Here is a 19,524-nt window from a genome sequence, read left to right on the forward strand (position 1 = left end):
TTTGCTATCCCAGATACGCCGGTTTCGGGCCGTCGTAACTCAGCCCGCCTGATATCCGGTCACGGCTTGTCCGAGCCACCCCGCGGCGTCCGCGCCTTCTTAGGTTTCGGCTGTACCGGTTGCGGCGGCGCGATATTCTTGATGAAGCCGAACGTGACGGGGACGTGCATCAGCCGGTCCAACGCCCGGATGTTGCGCGCTAGACTGATTCGCGAAAAAAGCGGTAAGTTCAGCGACTTGCGGACCGGATCTTTCCTCGTGATGATCGCGAACACGACCGAGTATCGACCCGCATCGACCGGCGCGGTCAGGCTCCCTACGTCGTCCTTCTCCTTCGCCTTCGCGCGCAGAAGCTCTTTCAGCTTGTCCGGGGACTCATCGTCACTACGGAGTAGTTCGACGGCGTTGGTGCCCTGGTTGAAGAGATGGCTGAGCTGACTCGAAGCCGTGGAGATCTTCACGTGGACCAACACCGCGTGATCGTCGATGACGGTGTAGACGTCGCACGGCTCGACTTGCGTCTGTCCCTTGCGGCTCACGTCAGTCGTGTCCAAGCAGACGTATCCGGCCTTCTTGCCGATCTCCTTGTTGTAGTCGGCTTCGAGGTGCTCCGAGCAGTCCTCGAGGAAGGTCAGATCACACCAGAACGGGTCCAACCGTGTTTGGAGACCGTTCACGTAGTCCCGGTCGACTTCGTACCAGTTCCCCTCGTTCAGGTAGTACGCTGCGGAGTCTCTCGACAGGCTGGTGTCGAACAACAGTGACTTGAATACCGAGTGACTGTCACGACGGTCGCCGTCTTGGTTCACGAGCTTGAGCCGGTGTGCTTTGAGTTGCTCGATCGTCAAGGTGCGGACATCGATACCCTTGGCCGTCAGATGGTCGTAGTAGTGGACGATCGCGACGTCCGAGTACAGCTCTCCCTGGCCACCCGCCTCGAACATCGCGTACATGCTGTCGCTGTCACGGCTGTAGTCGAGCATCTCCGGCACGGCAAGCTGCAGGTTGTCGGCCCGACGCCGAACTGCTTTCTCGAGGTTGCGGTTCAACCGTGAAACCTGGGTGGGGTCCCGGACCGGGACGATCTTCTGGATGTCAGGGAACGACTCGATGTAGGACTCATCCGCGTACAGGTCCAGCAAACGTTCACACAGGTCGATCAAGTCTGCAGACACAACCGGCGTGCTTACCCGGAGGCCGCTCCCTCCGGTGGCGTGCTTGAGCACATCCGCGTACTCGGCCTTCACCTTGCCGGTAATGCTCTTCAACACCGAGCTATCCTGGTCGAAGTCGAAATAGGTCAGGTCGGTTTCCATCGCGTGCTGGGTACGCTGACGCCGTGCCGATCCCGGCTCGAGGGTGTCGGTGTTCTTCAGCTTCGTGGGGTCGACGCAATTCAACGTGACTCTGATCCCGAAGTCGTACTCGTAGGACTCGTCCCGGAGATTATGGGACACGTGCCCGAACGCAAGCACGCACACCCGGTCGGCCACCGGCAAGAAGACCAGAGCCCCCTTGCTCGCTTGCCACAGCTCCCGGTCCACGCCGAAATACGTCTTCCACCAGGGCGCCCGCGGCTGCCCATCCAAGACGAACAACGACGCCTCGGACGGCAGGCGGGTCGCTGGAACGGCCTCGATCAGCTTGTGGTCGTCCTTCAACGCGGTAGTCGCGTCATAGTCATCCTTCAACAGGAAGATCGAGAAATCCCTGCTGCGCGCCATGACACGCCCTCCGTCCTGCCCCCGACCTTGATCACCTCACGATTCGTTCGCCTGCAGTTATTTGCTACAACGCACGATCGAAAAATATGCGAATGTGACAATCGAATCCAAGGTGACTTGCTGAAACCCACCTGGCCTGCCGGCGTTCGGTCAGCCAGCCCACAGCAGGACGCGGCCCGAAAATTCGTTTGCGACCCCAACAAACTGCACGGCGGCGCGCTGGCGATGCCGGGCGATGGCCGGACGACTCAGGCCGTTCAACGCCCCGACCTGGCGGTCGACGGTCGCCCGGTCGCGGCCGACCGAGCGACGGAAGTACCGCGGTATTCAAGATGGTCGCGGAGTGCTCGTCGAGCCGCTCTTCCCGACTGCCCACGCCGGTAGCTCAAGCAGTTCTTCCGAGGCGTCCAGCTCACCGGGTGGGACACGACACCGACTCACTTGGTTCAAATGGCAAGATGCGGGTCAGCGTCGGATCAAGCTGAGGTTCACTCGCCAGAGTGATTCAGAGATCCAGTCCGTTCGGGAATCGCACCGGTCGCCCGAGCTTCCAGCGCTTCCCCGTGAGCCGGTGAAACGCCGGATGGGCGGCGAGCGCACGCTCGATCGCCGCAGCGGTGACCTCGCGGTCACCGAGCCCAGGTCGACGTGAACGGCGAAGGGCGTCACGCAACTCCGACGCGGTCATCGGCTGCGGCGCACGAGCGAGCCGACGGGCCGCACCCTCGACGAGACCATCCGAGCCTCGCGGCTGAACGCGGTACAACCGAGCTTCCGCGGCTTCCGAGCGCACGGCGAGTTCGTTAGCATACTTGACGACGAAGCGGCCGCCGGCGGTGAACGCGGTACGCGTCCGCGCCCACCGAGAGCCGCCAGGACCGACCAGTCCGAAGAGTGCGGCGCCGACGCCAAGCCCTAAGCCCAGCGCCTGGAGCGGACCTTGCCGGGCGAACCTCGCACCGGCCTTCGCGAGTTCGACGAGGGCGGTACTCGTCAGCGCGGTCAGCCCCAGCCCGCCTGCCCACGCTGCTTCGGTTCTGGCGAGTTCGACCAACGCTTCGCCGGTTTCTCGCCAGCTCAGCTCCGAGGCGAAGCCCGTGTCGGTCAAAGAGTGGTCTTCACTCCAGACCAGCGCCGGTCCGACCAGCAGCGCCAAGGCTCCCGTCAGAACGTCGTCCGGGTCGAGTTCGACGATTCCGCGGACGGCGGGATGAAGGACATCGCCGAACGGGAGATCGACCACAGTGATCGACGGCGCGAGCAGCCTGCGCCATGCTTCGAGGGCCGCCTCGGCCGAGACGTGCTTGGCGACCTTCTCCATCCTATGGATGACCTCGCGCTCGACCTCCGCGGTGATGTAGATGCGGGCGTGCCCGGTCCTCGTCGCGTCGACTGCCAAGGCCGTCGGACCGGCGTCCAACGCCAACCGGCACGACATCCTCATCAGAATCATGGCGTCGGCGACGACAACGGTGACTGGGTGAGACGGCCGGCTCATCAGGCCATGGTGCACCGAACTGCCGCTCGGACGGGCCACTCGACATTCGCCCGAACGAGTGAGCGCGCCCGGCTCGGCGCCAGCTCGCTCCGGCCCACTTCGGCATAGCGGTCTCGGCGGGGAGCAGCGTGCCCGTGAACGGGTCCTGGTAGACATGCGGCGATCACCTAGACATGACAGCCGGAGCAGACCTTCTGGCCGAGCCGTGCCCGACGGAGCCGAACGGTGCACTGAGGTTCACCCCGAACGGTGGACAGGGGCTTACGAGGGATCAGGCAGCCGTGCGAAGTGACTGCTCGAAATTGTCGGGACTGAGCATCCCGATTGCGGAGTGCCGCCGCACACTGTTGTAGAAACGAACCCAATTGTCAACTGCGGCAACGAGTTCCATCTTCGTGGCGTAGGCATGCCGGTAGTAGTGCTCATGTTTGAACGTCGACCAGAACGACTCTGCCGGGCTGTTGTCCCAGCAGATACCGGTTTCGCCCATCGACCGGCGCAGCCCGTGCCGGAAGCACGCTTGCGCCGTCAGATGCGCCGTGAACTCCCCGCCGCGGTCGGAATGCAGTACCGTGCCGCGACATTCACCGCCACGGGCGGCGACCGCGTCGTGGATGGCGTCCGTGACCATCTCAGCGCTGATACGGTCAGATACACTGTGGCCCAACACTTTCCGAGAGTGCCCGTCCCGGATCGCACACAGGAACATCGCGCCCTCACCACACGTCAAATACGTGATGTCGGTCAGCCAGACCGCGTCCAGCCGGCCCCGGTCGAAAAGCCGGTCGACCAGATCCGGCGGGAACGACGCGGCCGGATCGACCACCGTCGTCTTCACCTTGAACGTGCGCGGGCTGATGCCCTCCAGCCCGATCGAGGCCATGATCTTGGCGACCGTCTTCGCTGTGACCACCTCGCCCTGGTCACGCAGTTCGGCGGTGATCCGCGGCGACCCGTAGGTTCCGCGGGAGTCCTTGTGCGCCTCGGTGATCTTCACCTCGAGGTCGGCGCGGCGTTGCTGCCGTGGCGTCAGCACCCTTGCCGCGGCGCGTTTGGCGTGCGCGTAGTAGCCGGCTCTCGACACGCTCAGCAGCCGCGCCATCCGCCGGACCGAGAACCGGGTGTGCTGCGGCGAGGTGGAGCCGGCCGTCTCGGCGAACTCGTCGGGGCCGGCGTACTTGGCCATCAGAGCGAACCGGGCCGGTTCTTCTGCATCGCGGCAAAGTACGCCGAAGCTTTTACCAGGAACGCGTTGTCCTTCTCCAGTTCGGCCACCTGCCCGCGCAAGCGCAGCAGCTCGGCCCGCTCGGCCGCCTGCAAGGGGTTGTCCCCGTGGACCTCAGCCGCGGTGATCCGGCGTCGTTCGTCTTTGACCCAGACACTCAACATGCCCGCGTCGATGCCCAGCTCGCGGGCGACCTCAGCGATCGTGCGGCCGGAATCGATCACACGGTGAGCAGCCTCGACCTTGTACTCAGCCGGGTACGACCGGCGCTTGCGAGCAGGCATGAGGACATCCTTTCAGCAGGACATCTGATCCTGCTAACTCGGTGTCCACTACCCGGGGTGAACCTCACACGGTTCCGGTGTTCCTGGTGTGGTTACTGCGGCGGCATGCCGCACTGCCGCTGTTCGCCTCGACCGGCCGGCGCGCTGAGGTTCCCTAGCCCAGAGTCGCAATGAGACACCGTCGCCCGTGCGACGACCGTTCCTAGTCTTTAGCCAAAGCCGTCGTCTAGTTCGTCAAGGACGCCCATCTCGCGAGCCAGCGGGCGTTTGCCCGCGTACTTCGAGTCCGAGCGATCCACTCGCTCACACTCCTTGGTCGTGACTGCAGGTAAGACCGCAGGCGTCAGTCTCTGACCAACCAGGAAATCTCGGGAGAGCAGTTCTGTTCACGCGGTGGCGCCGTGGCAACCAGCTTTACCTCCCCTACTCCGCGCAGCGGAACGTCCAGGTCGATCGACGATCCCGCATGCACGAAATCTCCACTGCGCCAGGGAACGCCGTCCAATGTGATCTCCCAACGGGACTTCAGGTCGCAGAGGGGTCCTGACCTGAGCGTGCTGCGGAACGTGTCTCCACCGGTCGCAGTGAAGGTAGTGCTCAAGCTTTCCTTGAACCAATGGAAGTTGCCGTCCTCGCTGCAGCTCGCTGCCCGACACGGCCGTAGGTCAGGTTTATCTCCGGACAAGTATTCGATCGGTAGGCTTGTGGCGGTCTGGTAGATCAGCGTCGCGGCGACGGCCACGACGACGATGGCTGCGCTGGCGATACCGCCGTAGCGCAGCCTCGTGCGGCGTTTGTCCGCATGTGCTCGCTTCGCCTGGTCCGCTACCTGGGCATGGCGTTCGGCCCTTTCGATCTTGACGATGGCCTCACCGATCTGAGCAGCAGTTTCTGCTGGATTGCCGCGCAAGGTTACGTGGAACACGCGGTCGTAGACTGCCGTGAACTGCCTGCCTTCGCAGGAAAAGATCGTCTCGATGCGTTCCTCGGTCGCACCGACGTTCCACTTCTCGGGTGTAGCCGGGCGGTAGACCGGAGTGACGTCGGTGAGGGTGACACCCAGTTTGTCTGCCCACTTGTCGAGCAACTCCCGGGATCGCTCGTACATCTCGATCACCCGTACATCGGTGTCGTCGGACTTCCCTTGTCTGTTCCGGTCCGCCGCCGCCTTACTGCGCTCCCATAGGTTCATGTCACCTACGTCGTCACCGCCAGTCTCGTTCACGGGTACTGCGTCGCGGCGCGAACGAAAGTCGTTACGACGCTGACCGCCTGGCTGGGGTCGACGAGACGGACGCCTGCCGCGGTGCTGGTCTGACGCACCAGCACCGCAGGTCAGTTGCTGGTGACGAGCGCCGACGACGGCGCGTATGAGAGACCCGTCTATGTCGGGTATGGGTCTGCCCAGACTTCGGTTGACACCGGGGGCTGACTGTTTCAGGCCGCTGACGCGGTGGTGTAGATGGTCTCAAACTCGACTGGGGTGAGTTTGCCCAGGGCGCGCTGGCGGCGTCTGCGGTGGTACTTCGTCTCGATCCAGGACACGATCGCCAGCCTCAGCTCTTCGCGGGTGCGCCACCGCTGCGTGTCGAGAACGTTCTTTTGCAGCAACGAAAAGAACGATTCCATCGCAGCATTGTCTCCGCAGGCACCGACTCGTCCCATCGACCCTGTCAGCCCGTGGGCGCGCAGCAGGCGCCGATAGGCCACCGACCGGAACTGGGCGAGTTCAATCGGTCGATGCAACACCGGGTGTTTGTAGTGAGCGTAGCTGCTCGGCGAAGACCTCGGCCGGGGTGCGCCAGCTGAGGATCTTGCGGGGCCGGTTATTGATCGTGAAGGCGATGGCCTCCAGCTCCTCGGCGGACCACCGGGAAAGATCGGTGCCCTTCGGGAAGTACTGGCGCAGCAGGCCATTGGTGTTCTCGTTCGTCGGTCGCTGCCATGGCGAGTGTGGGTCGGCGAAGAAAACCTTCGTCCCGGTCTCGAGGGTCAGCTGTGCGTGCCCGGACAGTTCTTTCCCGCGGTCCCACGTGATCGTCCGCCGCAACTGCTCCGGCAGTTGCGTGATCGAGGCAGCCAACGCGGCGTTCATCGCGACGGCGCCGTAACCGCCGAGCGACGGCCCGTTCTTCACCGGCGGGGTCTCACCCCAGCCCTCCAGCCTGGGCAGATGCACCAGAAGCGTGGACCGGCTGCTGCGCTCGACCAGCGTGCCGATCGCAGACCGGCCCGTCCCGATGATCAGATCCCCTTCCCAGTGCCCGGGAACGGCGCGATCGGCAGCCTCGGCGGGGCGTTCGCTGAGGACGACGTCCGCGCTGACATGCCCCTGCGGCTTGTTACGTGATCGGGCTCGCGGTTCCCGCAAGGCCCGACCGGTGCGCAGACACGCGACCAGCTCCCGCTTGAGCGCGCCGCGTCCCTCGATGAACAGCGACTGATAGATCGCCTCGTGGCTGATGCGCATGGACCCATCATCGGGGAAATCAACCGGGAGCCGGCGAGAGATCTGCTCCGGGCTCCACGCCATCGCCCACCGCCGATCCTGCCGATGCGGCTTGTTCAGCCCCTTCCACACAGGTGCCTCAGGCCCCGCGACGACCGTGCCGTCGGGTCGGCGGACGGCACCGTCCAACCGCTCTTGCACGTACTCACGGAGCCTGTCGTTGCCGGCCAGCTTCGCGGTCTTCGGGCGTTTCGCTGCCTGCTGCGCTTTCCACTGTGCGACCACGGCGCGGTAGACCTGCTTCCCGCTCCTGGTCGCCGCGTTGCGGCGCAGTTCGCGGGAAATCGTTCCCGGGTCGCGGCCGATGCGGCGGGCGATCTCGCGCACCCCGTGCTGCTGGGCACGCAACAGCGCGATCTCCTCACGCTCGGCGAACGACAGATACCGGCCCGTGGGCTCGGCCAGGCTGATCGGCGGCATGCCGCCAGCGTGACGGAACCAGCGGGCCGCGACCGGCCAGGACACACCGACATTCTCCGCCGCCTCAGCCGTCGTCACGCCCAACGCGATCTGTCGCCAAAAATCCCGCTGCACTGCCCGAGACGGCTCCGGCCGGCCCGGTGAACGCATCGGTGCCCGCAACGCCCGATCCGCTGCCCACTGCCGTCGCGCACCCACCGGCGCCTCCGGCACCTGCTTCCGACCGCGCCCCATCGCAAACCTCCGTGATGAAGGTGTTGCGACGACCAGTTGAATCCGCCCTGGGCTCCGCGGTCGGAGTGGACGACGGTGCCGGCCGGGTCGCGAAGCGCGATGGCGTTGCGCAACGCGCTGAGGGCGAGTGAGGCCCGCATGTGCGAGGCGATGGAGTATCCGACGATCTTGTTGGAGTAGCAGTCCTTGACCGCACACAAGTACAGCTTGCCCTCACCGGTGGGATGCTCGGTGATATCGGTCAACCACTTGGTATTCGGTGCGGTGGCGGTGAAGTCGCGACGCACGAGGTCGTCGTGCACCGGCGGCCCTGTTGTACGGGAACGACCTTTCTTCCTGGCGTGCAACGAGAAGATCTGCTGCATCGAGCAGATCCGCCACACCCGGTTCTCCGACGCGGTGAACCCGAGCCGGGCGAGCTCGTCGGCGATGAACCGGTACCCGTCGGCCGGGTCGTCAGCGTGGATCTCGAGCGCTGCGTTGATCAGATGAGCGTCGTCGAAGTCCCGCTGCGAGACCGGGGACGAACACCACTGGTAGTAGGCCTGCCGGGAGATGCCCAGCACCCTGCACGTCACCGCGACCGACACCCTGATCGGGGCGCCGGCCGCGGCCAGGTCACGGACGAGCGGGAAGGCTATTTTCCCGGCAGGTTACCCTGCGCCAGGTAGGCCGCGGCCTTGCGCAGGACCTCGTTCTCCTGCTCGAGCAGCCGGTTGCGCTTACGCAGTTCCCGCAGCTCAGCGGACTCCTCCCGGGTCACGCCGGGCCGCGCGCCGTCCTCGACGTCGGCGGCACGCAGCCAGTTGGCCAGGCACGACTCGGAGATCCCGAAATCCTTCGCGACCTGCTTCAACGGGGCCTCGCCGCGTCGGGCCACAGCGATCACGTCGTCACGGAACTCACGGGGATAGGGCTTGGGCACGGTGACATCCTTCCAGGCGAGGCCGGAGCCTCACAGGTGAGGTGTCAACCAAACCCTGGGCAGACCCTATTCACCTCATCTAAGGGTAGCCAGCGGCTCGCTGCGCGCAGGGCACCTTTGCCGCTGCGGGCACTAGCCCTACGTTGCGCAGCCTCAGACCTGGTCTCAAAACTTAAGGGTGTGTCACTGCGTAACCTGCCGGTCCTGGTCGTCGATCGTGAACAGTCGTGGCGAAGACGACGCAGCAGCGGCGGGTCGAAGACCGGCTCTGGGAGCTGATCGAACCCCTGATCCCGTCCCGACCAGCGCCGCGCGGTCCGGGTGGGCGGCCCCGGATCGATGACCGTGCCGCGCTAGAGGGGATCTTGTTCGTGCTCGACACCGGCTGCCGCTGGCGAGACCTACCCGAGCAGCTCGGATGCGGTTCCGGGCACACCGCGTGGCGGCGGTTACGTGAGTGGCAGGACGCCGGCGTGTGGGACCGGCTGCACCAGCTCGTGCTCGACGAGCTGTCCAACATCGACGAGCTCGACTGGACCAGAGGCTGCATCGACGCGGTGTCGGTGCGGTCGAAAAGGGGGGCGAGCTGACCGGCCGCAGCCCCACTGACCGGGGTAAAGCCGGCTCCAAGTACCACGTTCTGTGCGACGCGAACGGGCTACCGCTGCACATCATGTTGTCGGCGGCAAACACCCACGACAGTATGCTGTTCGAGCCGCTGCTGGACACGAACCCGACCGTGCGCGGCCACCACGGCCGGGCGGGCCGGCCACGATGCCGACCGGACAAGCTGCACGCCGACAAGGGCTACGACTACCGCCGCTGCCGCCGCTACCTGACCCGCCGCGGTATCAAGGTCCGTATCGCCCGGCGCGGGATTGAGGGCAAGTCCCGCCTCGGCCGGGTCCGCTGGGTCGTCGAACGCACCATCTCCTGGCTGCTGCGGTTCAAACGCCTCGGGCTGCGCTACGACCGGACCGAACGCACCACGCTGGCGCTACTCACGCTGGCCTGCACCGTGATCAACGTCCGCCGGCTCATCAAGATCGAGCTCTGCGACCAGGTCTAACGCATCCATTCACTCGTTTGGGATACATCGGTAGCCCCGTGTCGTTGGGTGGGGGTGACTGGTGAGCTTCTGAGCGCGGATCAGGTCCTCGGGTCGGCACGGGCCCAGCCGCGTTGCTGACGGCACCATCGACGGGGATGAACGAGCACTCTCGTCGGGAAGTGATCAGCCATCGGTGGGGCCGCCTCTTCAGAGGCGTTCGATGCGGTCGGCCTGCGGGCCCCGGTCGCTCTGACGCACCGCGTACCGGACCCGGTCACCCTTCTGCAGCGGCTCCGACCCCATGATCACGGACACGTGGGCGAAGAGATCGTCGCCGCCTGCGTCCGGGGTGATGAAGCCGAAGCCGCGGTCGCCGTCGTAGCGCGCGACGACGCCCTCGCCGCCTCGTACGGGCACGTCCCGCGCCGCCGGCCCTGCGGCCGCAGCAGGTGCCGACCGCTGCGGCGCCGTCTGGGGCTCGGCGCCCCGGACCAGGTGCACGTCGCGGGCCTGCGGGCCCTTGTCTCCACTAGCCACCTCGTAGGCGACGCGGTCGCCCTCCGCGAGCCACGTCAGCCCCTCGGCCAGGGCCCGGGCGTGAACGAAGACGTCCCCGGCGCCGGAGTCGGGGTTGATGAAGCCGAAGCCCTTGTCCTCGTCGTACCAGGCCACCGTGCCGTCGGCACCGTCCGCGATACCAGCCGCAGCGGGTGAGCCGGCCCCTGCTCCCAGCGGGATCACGTGCCCGGCCTGCGGGCCGCGCTCGCCTTCGACGATCAGGAAGGCCACCCGCTGCCCCTCGGTGACCACGCCGCCGGTCACGATGGCGGAGCTGTGCACGAAGATGTCGGCGCCGCCGCCGTCCGGCGACGCGAAGCCGTACCCCTTGCCCGGCTCGTACCAGTTGACGGTGCCGAGCAGGCCCACGGCGCTGCCGGTGGCCGCATCGGCGGTGACGCGAACGCGCAGCGCCTGGGGCCCGCGGTCGTTCTCGCCGACCTCGAACACGACGGCCTGACCCTCGCGGAGCACTTTCGCGCCGCCGTCCCCGACGATCTCGGAGGCGTGCACGAACACGTCCGGCGAGCCGTCCTCGGGCGCGAGGAAGCCGAAACCACGTTCGGCGTCGAACCAACGGACGGTTCCTTGCGGCATCAAAGGCTCCAGGTCGAGAGGGCGGGCACTGGCCCCCAGTCTCTCTGACAGACCTCCGGTCCGTCGGGCCGGGCCCACAGGCGGGCGGTGCGGAGCCAGGGGCGGGCCGTTGGTTCACCTAGCGACACGCGAGTTTTGAGACCAGGTCTCAGTCACGGACTCCGGAGACATCGCAGTGATCAAGCGGCGATGGTGAGTGAAGTCTCCATCTCTGCGGCGGCTGGGCCCTCGCTGAGCGAGTGGCCACCTGACTCAACTTCTTCGAGGCGGGTCTCGACGCAGTCGCAACGACGGGCGCCGCGCGGCTCACGTCCCATTGGGTACCTGGAACGAGCAACTCCGCCAGTGGACAGCTCCGCCATCTCGTTCAGCGAGCCCCGTACATAGCCTGCCGCTGCCTGCCGTCGAACCGTGCCTACCGGTCGATCCTCTCACCAATTTACTGGGGCACAGCTGGGGCAAACCCCTGTCACAACTGCACTCAACAACACACAGTTGCAAGCAACGACGATCAAGCGCATCATTTCACTAGGCGATTCTCGATCGCCGCAGGTCAGGGCCATGATCGGCCCCTGGCAGTGAGGGGGTCAGGGGTTCGAGTCCCCTTAGCTCCACATCGCAACGAACCCCTTCGCTTCAGCCGTCGTGGCTGGTCGGAGGGGTTTTCTGCGTTCCGGGTTCGATCTTCGATGATCGGTTTACCGTGCGATCTTGTGCTCCTGCTGGGGCAGAACTGGAGCACTGCCCCAGTCCCGGCATGGCGTCCGCGCGGTGTTCCCGCTGCTCCCGGGTCCGGCCGTCGGGCGACCTGTGGCGAAGAGGGGGACAACCGGCGCCATACGCCCACCGTCGGCCACACTCGGTGACGGCGGTGGCGGTGGCGCTCGAGGTCCTCCAGCAGCCGTTGCTCGACCTCCGGGCGACGTAGGAGTAGATCTCGGTGACCCGGTTGTCCAGGTGGTGACCGAGCCGGCGGGCCTGGGCGATCTCCGAGCGCCGCAGGCGATCAGCCGTGTCTTGTGGCTGTGCCGCAGCCCGTGGAAGGTCAGCCCTGGCCGGACCGCCGCGCAGTCCGCCTTCGCCCCTGACGCCTCGCTGCCGCGATCGTCCGCGCGGAGGCTCGGGTCTTCGGCGGCCCCAGCCACCGCATCGACCCCGACTCATGCAACGCCCCCCAGCGGATCGATCATCAGCAGACCACGCCGGAGATCGACATTGTCCCGATGCAGACCGGCCAACTCGCCCCACCGGCACCCGGTCCAGAAGCGGAGCTGCGCAAACTGGGGCACTCGACGACGCCGCGGCCAGATCTAACATCGCCACCTACGCGACCGCATCGCGGAGACTCGAATGAACGGCCGGCTTGGTACTCCAGCCGTAGATCGTGAACACGGATGGGAAGGTCAGTCCCGGGACGCTCCGAGGAACCGCAGCACGGCCAGGACGCGGCGGTGGTCCGCGTCGACCACGGGCAGGTCAAGCTTGGCGAAGATGTTGTTGATGTGCTTCGCCACGGCGCTCTCGCTGACCACCAGCGCCTGCGCGATGCCGGCATTGGAGCGCCCCTCGGCCATCAGGCCGAGCACCTCCCGTTCGCGGGGGGTCAGCCGCGCGAGCGGGTCGCTGTCGCGCCGCAGCAGCAACTGGGCGACGACCTGCGGGTCCAGGGCCGTGCCCCCGTCCGCCACTCGCCGGACCGCCGCCACGAAGTCGGCGACATCGGCAACCCGCTGCTTGAGCAGGTAGCCCACACCGCTGGTGTTCGCAGACAGCAGGTCAGCCGCGTACCGTTCCTCCACGTACTGCGAAAGCAGCACCACCGGCGTCCCCGGCCAGCGCCGACGGATCTCCATCGCCGCCCGCACCCCCTCGTCGGTGAAGCCGGGCGGCATCCGGACGTCGATCAAGGCGAGTTCGGGCCGGTGCTCCGCCACGGCCGCCAACAGCCCCTCCGCGTCGCCGGCTTCCGCGGCGACCTGGAACCCGCCCATCTCCAGCACCTTGATCAGGCCGACCCGCAACAACACCGAATCCTCGGCGATCACCGCGCGCACGGCAGCTCCGCGGTGATGGTGGTGGGCCCGCCAACGGGGCTGCTGACGTGGAAGGCCCCGTCGAGGGAGCCGACCCGCTTGGCCAGCCCGGTCAGCCCCGTGCCGGCGGCGTCGGCACCGCCCAGCCCGTCGTCGGTAACGCGCACTCGCAACACCTCGCCGACCTGACGGACTATCACCTCTGCACGCATCGCGTTGGCGTGCTTCGTTGCATTGGTCAGCGCCTCAGAGATCACGAAGTACGCGACCGACTCCACGTTGGGCGCCACCCGCTCCTCCAGATCGACCCGCAGCCGCACCGGCAGGGGCGTGCGAGCAGCCAGCCCGGACAACGCCGCGTCCAGACCTCGGTCTTCGAGCACGGCCGGGTGCAGCCCCCGCACCAGGTCATTGAGTTCGGCGATCGCCTCCTTCGCCTCCAGGTGCGCTCTCGCGATCACCTCGCGGGCATCACTCGGCAGGTCCGGGCGGGTGGCAATGGCCAGACCCAGGTTGACCGCGAGAGACACCAACCGCTGCTGGGTGCCGTCGTGCAGGTCGCGCTCGATCCGGCGGCGCTCCGCGTCGACGGCCTCGATCAAGTCGGTCCGGCTCACGGCCAGCTGATCGACCCGCTCCTGGAGCCGCTGCGCCCGGCTGGGCCCGAGCAGGCCCAACGCCAGCCGCGCCTCGGCCCGGGCTACTGCCCGCCCGGTCCAGGGCAGGGCGCACAGGAGGAGGAATCCAGCCGCTGTGTAAGCCGGCAGCTGGGTCAGGTAGCCGAACCAGTCCTGGCGGATTCCGGTCGGCAGCGCCCATGACCAGGCGTAGGCGGTGACGCCCGCCAGGCACGCGGCTGCCACCGCGAGCACCAGCAGCTCCAGCAGCGCGAGCAGCGGGCCCAGCAGGAGGTGGTAGCCGATCTTGCGCCAAGGCCGCGTCGCCGCGACCCACCGGGCGGTCGAGGCCCACGTCCATCGTTCCGGCGCGGTGGGGGTGAGCCGGGGGACGTCCACCCCGATGAGCACCCGGTAGCGAGCCCGCTGAACGGCCGTCAGCACCGGGGTGCCGAGCAGGGCCAGGGCGGACGACACGGAACCCGTGAGGAGCCAGTTCCCCGTCCTGGCGGTCGTCGTCGCCGCCCAGGCCCACACGGGCACCAGCGCCAGGTGCGGCAGCACACCAGCGGCAAGAAAGCCGGTGTCCCGCTGCGCCCGGAGGACCGTGCGTCTCAGTCCAGCTGGAATCGTCATGGCACGACGCTAGGGCACCGCAGGAGGACGGTGCCATGAAACCCGTACCCGATCTCATGGTGAACCTAGTACCAGCTGCAGATCTTGATCTCGGCCTGTGGGCGGACAGCATCTCAGGGCGGCAGGTCGGCTTCCTGGCACCGGACGCCGAAGCTGCCGCTGCTGTCGCGGAGGGTGGTCCCGACGGGGGTCTTCGAGTCCCTGACCTTCGGCAACTTCGATGTCGAGGAGGCTCTGATCGAGTGGGAGGGCATCTTCACCGGTCGGAGCTTTGAGGAAGTCCTTGACGACGATGTTCCCGAGACTGTTGTCGACCCGGACGACAGCGACGGTCCGCTCGTCCTCGCCGCCTGCCGGCACCTTTCGAGATGCCCTGTGCACTGCCGTCGAGCACCGGCTCGCTGAAGTCAGCCGGCTGTGGGTGGCCGAGCGGGCGGCAGACGGCGAGGTCTTCGACCTCGAGATCGCCGTGTGGATCCTGAGCGGCTTGGCGTGGTAGCCGAGCTGCCGCCCGGTCGCCGTGAGGCCGCGCCAAGTCCACCTTCTGGCGGTGACCGGCGGAGGTCCACGCCGAGCACGGCGCGCAGCCGGTTCCGCTGCACCACGGTCAGTACCGGGGACACGGCCAGCAGCACGAGAACCGTGAAGACCACGCCGCCCAAGACGATGTCCCGGGCGAACTTCACCTCGGTCAGGTGCAGGCCGAGCCAGAGTGCTGTGGTGATCCACAGGGTGGTCAGCTGCACGGACACCCCAGCCGCGACGAACCCGAAAGCCGCCGAACCACCGGCCCGCGTACGTCGCGGGCGTGTCCATGATCCAACGCTGATCGAGACCGGGCCGACGGCACCATCATGCAGGCACCCGGGTCGGTGCGGTAGCAGGCACCACCACGAAGTCGGAACCACGGGCTACTGATCTCGGCAGGCCGCGGCGGCAAGGTTTCGCCGCAGGGCCGCCGACGCCGGCGGCATCACCACGACTTCGGTGGAGGAATCCCATGACCGTTCGGACGATGCCCCGGCTGCCACGCACGGCGAGGACGCCGGATACGCGGGCGCGACCCCGCAGCAGCTGGGCGCCCAGGGTGCTCGGCGCGATCGCCGCGGGCATGGTGCCGTGGGTGTTCGTGCTGGGCCGGTCCCTGCCCGAGACCGCGCAGGTACGGCACTGGCCGGCCGTGTGGATCGGACTCGACCTGGCCACGGCGCTCGGCTGCGCGACCACCGCGCGCTTGGTCCACCACGGCGATGACCGCGCCCGCCTGTCGGCATCGGCCGTCGCGGCGCTCATGGTGATGGACGCCTGGTTCGACGTCCTCACCGCCCAGGCCGGCGCCGAATTCACCCAGGCCCTCGTCTGCGCGGTTCCGGAGCTGGCCTTGGCCGGCCTGTGTACATGGCTCGCCTTGCGCAACACTGAAAGGCTGTCATGAAAACAAGAACATCCGCGGCTGCGACGGCATACGTTTTCGCCGCAGTGATGTACGTTCCAGGAACCGCCGAAGCCATCGTCGGCGGTGAAGGAGCCGATCAGCTCCTACCCGGTCGGTTCGTTGCAGTACGACAACGGGACCGACCCGAACTGGCCCGCGTGTGGTGTGTGGATCCACGACGTCTGGCACGTCGCGACCAACGCGCACTGTGTGACGAACATGCCGGTGTCGGGCGTTCGAGCTCGGTCGGCACGTCTTGCGTACGGCGCCTGGGCGGCCACCGAGGCAGCAAGCCTGTCGATCACAGCGATCCGTCCACCTACCACATCCGGCTCGGCTCGCCGGACCGTACGAGCGGCGGGCAGGTCCATCACGTCCGGGCGATCGCCGTGCCGGACTCGTGGTCCTGGGGAATGCGGGATGCCGAGGGCCGGGTCGGCGACGTCGCCTTACTTACCCTCGACCGCCCGGTGCACGGCCTCGATCCTGCGCTGACACCAGCCATGCTGCGGCACTCGACAAGAAGGGGCTAGTCCGCGAGCTCGGCTGGGGAACCGCTGCGGACGACGCCGCGCCACCCGCACAGGTGCTCCGCCAGCTCGACGTCGCACCGCTCGCCTCCTCGGCCTGCGACAGCGGGCAGGCTCCCATCGGCATCGACGAGGTATGCCTCGACCACGCGCCCGGCGGAGGAGGCGCCTGCCACGGCGATTCCGGGACGGCGGCCTTCCAGCGCGTCGACGGCCGCCGATGGGCGGCGGGCGGCTCGGCCGGCCGCACAGGTGCCGGGAGGTCGGTGCCTTGTTCGCAGTCGCCCGCCGTCTATACGAACCTGGCCTATTACGCCGCCTGGTTTCGGCAGCACCAGCAGGTCGGTCAGTAGCTGAGGGTGATCTGTAGAGACTCCATGTCACCGGCGTACGCCTCCGCGCTCAAGCGGCTCGAGAACCCCGGCACCGACCCCACAGTCCCGTGCGCACGGCGGTACCGGACCCGCCACGAAACCTGACCCGTCTGCTCGACCCACTCCATGACGACCTCCACTCCACCAGATCCTGGACAAGGCCGTACCAGCATCACCCTCGAAGCGGGACAAACCGACATGTGAATACCGTGACCTTCCAACTTTCCATCCGGTCAAGTTGCAGGTGTCCGACATGCACCACGTCAGCTCACCCAGTCACCGGTCGCGGCCTCCCCTGGGAGGCGCGACTCGTCAATGCCGAAATGGCGCAAGAATGCCTGAACGAACTTCTGTGACTGAGCGGCCATCTGCGGGCTCTGGCTGCGAGCGAAGCCTGCGAACTCCGCCAGCGCGTCGATCGCATCCCTCTCCCGGTCGGCCAACGCCAGCGCGACCGCCAGGTGCCTGCTCTGCGCCTGGTACCTGTTCGGAACCCGCTCGAGCCGTTGGATGATGTCCTCGAGGGTCGACAAGGAGCGGAAGAACGGCATCGCGTACGTCGCGATGTCGTCGAGAAGTACTCCGACGACCGCAGCCACCTCCGAGGATTCGCGAACCAGCCAACGCTCCAACGGTGCGCGAGGAATCCCGTTCTCGTTGAGGACATCGGTCAGACCACGACCGAAGGACGCAGAGCCGGACTGCGGCCCTTCCGGAAGACCGCAGAACCTCGTCACCAGCCGGCTTGTTTCCGGATGCCAGACCCCCAGCGCCGGAAAGAGAGCGACCCCGTAATCCCGGGACATGTGGTTAAGACCGATATGAAAATGAACTTCATCGTTTTCCGCCAGCGAGAAAGCAGGCTCCTCGAAGTCAATCTGCTTCCACCCATCCGCCTGCAGCCGACGCGCGATCGCTTCGACCACTTCCTCTTCTAAGGGGTGCACGTCGGACATTCCCATGCGTCGATCTCGAGGTCCATCTGAACCAAACTGCCCTTCTGCAAGCCTTGATCACTCAGCTTGGTCGTGTCCAGCGTGGCGCCACCGGAAGTCAGTTCCGGGTAGCCGGCGGCCTGACCGGGAGTAATTTGCGCACCCCCACCGGTCTTCACCTCCACCGCGACCCACCTTCCGTCCGGATGTTGTGCCACGAAATCGGCCCGGAACCCGACGCCTCTGCTGTTCTTGAAGCGCAGTCGGGGGTGATGTTCGTCCACCCCTCCCTGATCAGGCGGTCAAGCGTCCCGGCTTCGCCCAGCTTACGGTGCGGAGGACCGTTCACCGGGCATTCCCCCACGTTGTGGACCAGCACCGGACTCTCACCGGCGACCACGTAGTAGGTGTGTATGGCGTCGACCGCGAGGTTGTATGTACGCAGGCCAGCAACGAAGTGCCGGGCCGAGACGACCGGAGCGCGACCTTCCCCAGGCGTGTCAAGCTCGTCACCGACATGAAGGTCAACGGCGTCGACCCAGTTGCCCAAGGACACGTCGTAGAACCGGTGGTGGGCGGTGGCGGTGATCGTGCGCGCTCCCGCCGGCGTCCCGATCACGAGCTCGACGAAGTCCCGGTCGGCATCGGTGACATGGACTGCCGTCACGACATGTTGCTCGGTCGCGGCCTTGCCCGGCACACCGGTCGTGACGCTGTCGCCGACCTTGACGGCTTCGATCGGTTCCTTCCGGTCACCTTGGACCAGCACTTCGGTGGATCCGACGAAGCTGTTCATGCATCCGGCGACGAGGCCGCCCGGCTCGGCGGTCTTGGCTTCGGCCAAGCCCTTGCCCACCGCGAGCGCGACGCCGGCAGCGGACTCGGCCGTCGCGAGGAAATCGGGACCCGCAGTGGCATAGTCGCCGTTCTTGACGTCGTTATACACCTGCCGCGCGCGCCGGACCGTGCTCTGACACAGTGAGGAGGTCAGGGGTTCGAGTCCCCTTAGCCCCATAGTCACGAACCACCGCACACCAGGACAGAAGTCCTAGGTTGGGCGGTTTTTCGCGTCGGCGAAGAGCCAGTGCTCCTCCTCGACGAGATCGGCCGCAAGCTCTGGACCCGCGAAAGCCGGTTCACCTAGCGCAGCCGTCATGATGAAGAACCAACGCGCCAACCGCACGGCGCAAAAGACTCCCAAGGCAGCGCATTCCGGTGTAAGCGAGGCCGTATCTGATGGCCGTTCGCGCTCGGCCTACACCGCGGCACTTGCCTTGGTGATGACCAAAGTCCCGCGCCCACAGCCGGAAGTCCGGTCCGGATCACCGTCGGACCGGTGACCAAAGGCCCTGCGGCCCGCCACGGTGCGGCTGGCATGGTCAAGCGGTGATCAGTTCTTCCGCCACCGTCACCGCTCAGGTCGGATCGGGTATCGACCCGTCTTTGCTCGACGACGCGATCGAGCGTGGCCGTGCCGCCTGCGCGCTGTACCCGGTCGGCACCCTCGACATCTCGGTGCGCCGGACCGGGCACCCCGCCATGCCGGACGCCGTGCTGGCTGACATCCGTGCCTCGATGCGCGGCCGTCGCTTCCGGTCCCGCGCCGTCGCCTCGACCTTCGACAGCGCCCTCGACCACGCCCTCGAGCGGCTCGCCGAGCAGCTCGACCGTCACGCTACACCCACCGCCGTCTGAGTCCCCGTAAGGATCGCCATGCTCGACACCACCCTCACCGGACAGCCGACCACCGAACAGCGACGCCTCGCCATGGCGGCCGTGAAGCGGCACGCCCACGACAGCCGGGACGAGACCGAACTGATGGCGATGCTCGGACTGGACCACGAACCCGCCGCACCGCACGACTCGCTGTCAGCTACCGAGTTGTTCGAGCTGTTCGCCCCGTTGGCCGACGAACGCGCCGACGCACTCGCTCACTGAC

17 protein-coding genes and 3 pseudogenes are annotated in these 19,524 nt (G+C 66.8%); 6 read left to right on the forward strand and 14 right to left on the reverse strand.

Translation table 11 applies throughout. The annotated features are described in order from the left end of the window. Nucleotides 1-59 precede the first annotated feature (59 nt). From QRX60_RS03455 to QRX60_RS03490, 8 genes and pseudogenes are all read right to left on the reverse strand, one after another. Nucleotides 60-1,724, reverse strand: coding sequence for a DUF6119 family protein (locus QRX60_RS03455; RefSeq protein ID WP_285999350.1), 1,665 nt, complete (start codon nucleotides 1,722-1,724; stop codon nucleotides 60-62). Nucleotides 1,725-2,229: 505 nt separating this feature from the next. After that, nucleotides 2,230-3,222, reverse strand: a complete 993-nt coding sequence (locus tag QRX60_RS03460) for a PIN domain-containing protein (RefSeq protein WP_285999351.1) — start codon at nucleotides 3,220-3,222, stop codon at nucleotides 2,230-2,232. A 271-nt stretch (nucleotides 3,223-3,493) separates the two neighbouring features. Beyond that, nucleotides 3,494-4,408: an IS3 family transposase gene (locus QRX60_RS03465; RefSeq protein ID WP_285994935.1), complete on the reverse strand. Its 915-nt coding sequence runs from the start codon at nucleotides 4,406-4,408 to the stop codon at nucleotides 3,494-3,496. Next, nucleotides 4,408-4,731 carry a transposase gene (locus QRX60_RS03470; RefSeq protein WP_285994936.1) on the reverse strand — a complete coding sequence of 108 codons (324 nt, stop codon included), beginning with the start codon at nucleotides 4,729-4,731 and terminating at the stop codon, nucleotides 4,408-4,410. The genes QRX60_RS03465 and QRX60_RS03470 overlap by 1 nt, the downstream gene beginning before the upstream one ends. A 343-nt stretch (nucleotides 4,732-5,074) precedes the next feature. Beyond that, nucleotides 5,075-5,956 (reverse strand): hypothetical protein, encoded by an 882-nt coding sequence (locus tag QRX60_RS03475; protein WP_285999352.1) that lies wholly within the window; start codon nucleotides 5,954-5,956, stop codon nucleotides 5,075-5,077. A gap of 212 nt (nucleotides 5,957-6,168) precedes the next feature. Then, nucleotides 6,169-6,456 (reverse strand): annotated as a pseudogene (locus QRX60_RS03480) (integrase core domain-containing protein); the annotation flags it as partial. A gap of 4 nt (nucleotides 6,457-6,460) precedes the next feature. Continuing rightward, nucleotides 6,461-7,810 (reverse strand): IS30 family transposase, encoded by a 1,350-nt coding sequence (locus tag QRX60_RS03485; RefSeq protein WP_456298879.1) that lies wholly within the window; start codon nucleotides 7,808-7,810, stop codon nucleotides 6,461-6,463. Nucleotides 7,811-7,941: 131 nt separating this feature from the next. Next, a pseudogene (locus tag QRX60_RS03490) lies at nucleotides 7,942-8,819 on the reverse strand (IS3 family transposase); the annotation flags it as partial. Nucleotides 8,820-9,046: 227 nt separating this feature from the next. On the opposite strand from QRX60_RS03490, the pseudogene QRX60_RS03495 reads away from it, so the two are divergent. After that, a pseudogene (locus tag QRX60_RS03495) lies at nucleotides 9,047-9,888 on the forward strand (IS5 family transposase). A 189-nt stretch (nucleotides 9,889-10,077) separates the two neighbouring features. Here the strand turns inward: QRX60_RS03495 and QRX60_RS03500 are convergent. The 3 genes from QRX60_RS03500 to QRX60_RS03520 all read right to left on the reverse strand — a co-directional run bounded on the left by QRX60_RS03500 (nucleotide 10,078) and on the right by QRX60_RS03520 (nucleotide 14,311). After that, on the reverse strand, nucleotides 10,078-11,025 hold the full coding sequence (locus QRX60_RS03500) for a cold shock domain-containing protein (RefSeq protein ID WP_441314535.1): 948 nt from the start codon (nucleotides 11,023-11,025) through the stop codon (nucleotides 10,078-10,080). Nucleotides 11,026-12,428: 1,403 nt separating this feature from the next. Continuing rightward, entirely contained in the window at nucleotides 12,429-13,079 is a 651-nt protein-coding gene (locus tag QRX60_RS03515; RefSeq protein WP_285999353.1) for a response regulator, read from the reverse strand. Further along, a complete protein-coding gene (locus tag QRX60_RS03520; protein WP_285999354.1) occupies nucleotides 13,067-14,311 on the reverse strand; it encodes a sensor histidine kinase in 1,245 nt (414 codons plus the stop codon). The genes QRX60_RS03515 and QRX60_RS03520 overlap by 13 nt, the downstream gene beginning before the upstream one ends. Nucleotides 14,312-14,594: 283 nt before the next feature. On the opposite strand from QRX60_RS03520, the gene QRX60_RS03525 reads away from it, so the two are divergent. From QRX60_RS03525 to QRX60_RS51560, 3 genes are all read left to right on the forward strand, one after another. Next, nucleotides 14,595-14,810 (forward strand): hypothetical protein, encoded by a 216-nt coding sequence (locus QRX60_RS03525; protein ID WP_285999355.1) that lies wholly within the window; start codon nucleotides 14,595-14,597, stop codon nucleotides 14,808-14,810. A gap of 588 nt (nucleotides 14,811-15,398) precedes the next feature. Continuing rightward, nucleotides 15,399-15,746, forward strand: coding sequence for a hypothetical protein (locus QRX60_RS03530; RefSeq protein WP_285999356.1), 348 nt, complete (start codon nucleotides 15,399-15,401; stop codon nucleotides 15,744-15,746). 400 nt (nucleotides 15,747-16,146) lie between these two features. Then, nucleotides 16,147-16,629, forward strand: coding sequence for a trypsin-like serine protease (locus QRX60_RS51560; protein WP_408630201.1), 483 nt, complete (start codon nucleotides 16,147-16,149; stop codon nucleotides 16,627-16,629). A 284-nt stretch (nucleotides 16,630-16,913) separates the two neighbouring features. Here the strand turns inward: QRX60_RS51560 and QRX60_RS03535 are convergent, their stop codons facing one another. Genes QRX60_RS03535 through QRX60_RS03545 form a run of 3 tightly spaced genes read right to left on the reverse strand, consistent with a single transcriptional unit; the run spans nucleotide 16,914 to nucleotide 18,618 of the window. Beyond that, nucleotides 16,914-17,576 (reverse strand): hypothetical protein, encoded by a 663-nt coding sequence (locus QRX60_RS03535; RefSeq protein WP_285999357.1) that lies wholly within the window; start codon nucleotides 17,574-17,576, stop codon nucleotides 16,914-16,916. Between the two features lie 8 nt (nucleotides 17,577-17,584). Beyond that, nucleotides 17,585-17,770 carry a hypothetical protein gene (locus QRX60_RS03540; RefSeq protein WP_285999358.1) on the reverse strand — a complete coding sequence of 62 codons (186 nt, stop codon included), beginning with the start codon at nucleotides 17,768-17,770 and terminating at the stop codon, nucleotides 17,585-17,587. Further along, on the reverse strand, nucleotides 17,761-18,618 hold the full coding sequence (locus tag QRX60_RS03545; protein WP_285999359.1) for a Hint domain-containing protein: 858 nt from the start codon (nucleotides 18,616-18,618) through the stop codon (nucleotides 17,761-17,763). The genes QRX60_RS03540 and QRX60_RS03545 overlap by 10 nt, the downstream gene beginning before the upstream one ends. Before the next feature lie 353 nt (nucleotides 18,619-18,971). Here QRX60_RS03545 and QRX60_RS03550 point away from each other — a divergent pair, with 353 nt between their 5' ends. Both QRX60_RS03550 and QRX60_RS03555 read left to right on the forward strand, forming a co-directional pair. Continuing rightward, entirely contained in the window at nucleotides 18,972-19,280 is a 309-nt protein-coding gene (locus QRX60_RS03550) for a hypothetical protein (protein ID WP_285999360.1), read from the forward strand. An 18-nt stretch (nucleotides 19,281-19,298) separates the two neighbouring features. Continuing rightward, nucleotides 19,299-19,523, forward strand: coding sequence for a hypothetical protein (locus QRX60_RS03555; RefSeq protein ID WP_285999361.1), 225 nt, complete (start codon nucleotides 19,299-19,301; stop codon nucleotides 19,521-19,523). Nucleotide 19,524 lies beyond the last annotated feature (1 nt).

Origin of the sequence: Amycolatopsis mongoliensis (assembly GCF_030285665.1) — a bacterium.
Taxonomy (GTDB): Bacteria; Actinomycetota; Actinomycetes; order Mycobacteriales; family Pseudonocardiaceae; genus Amycolatopsis; species Amycolatopsis mongoliensis.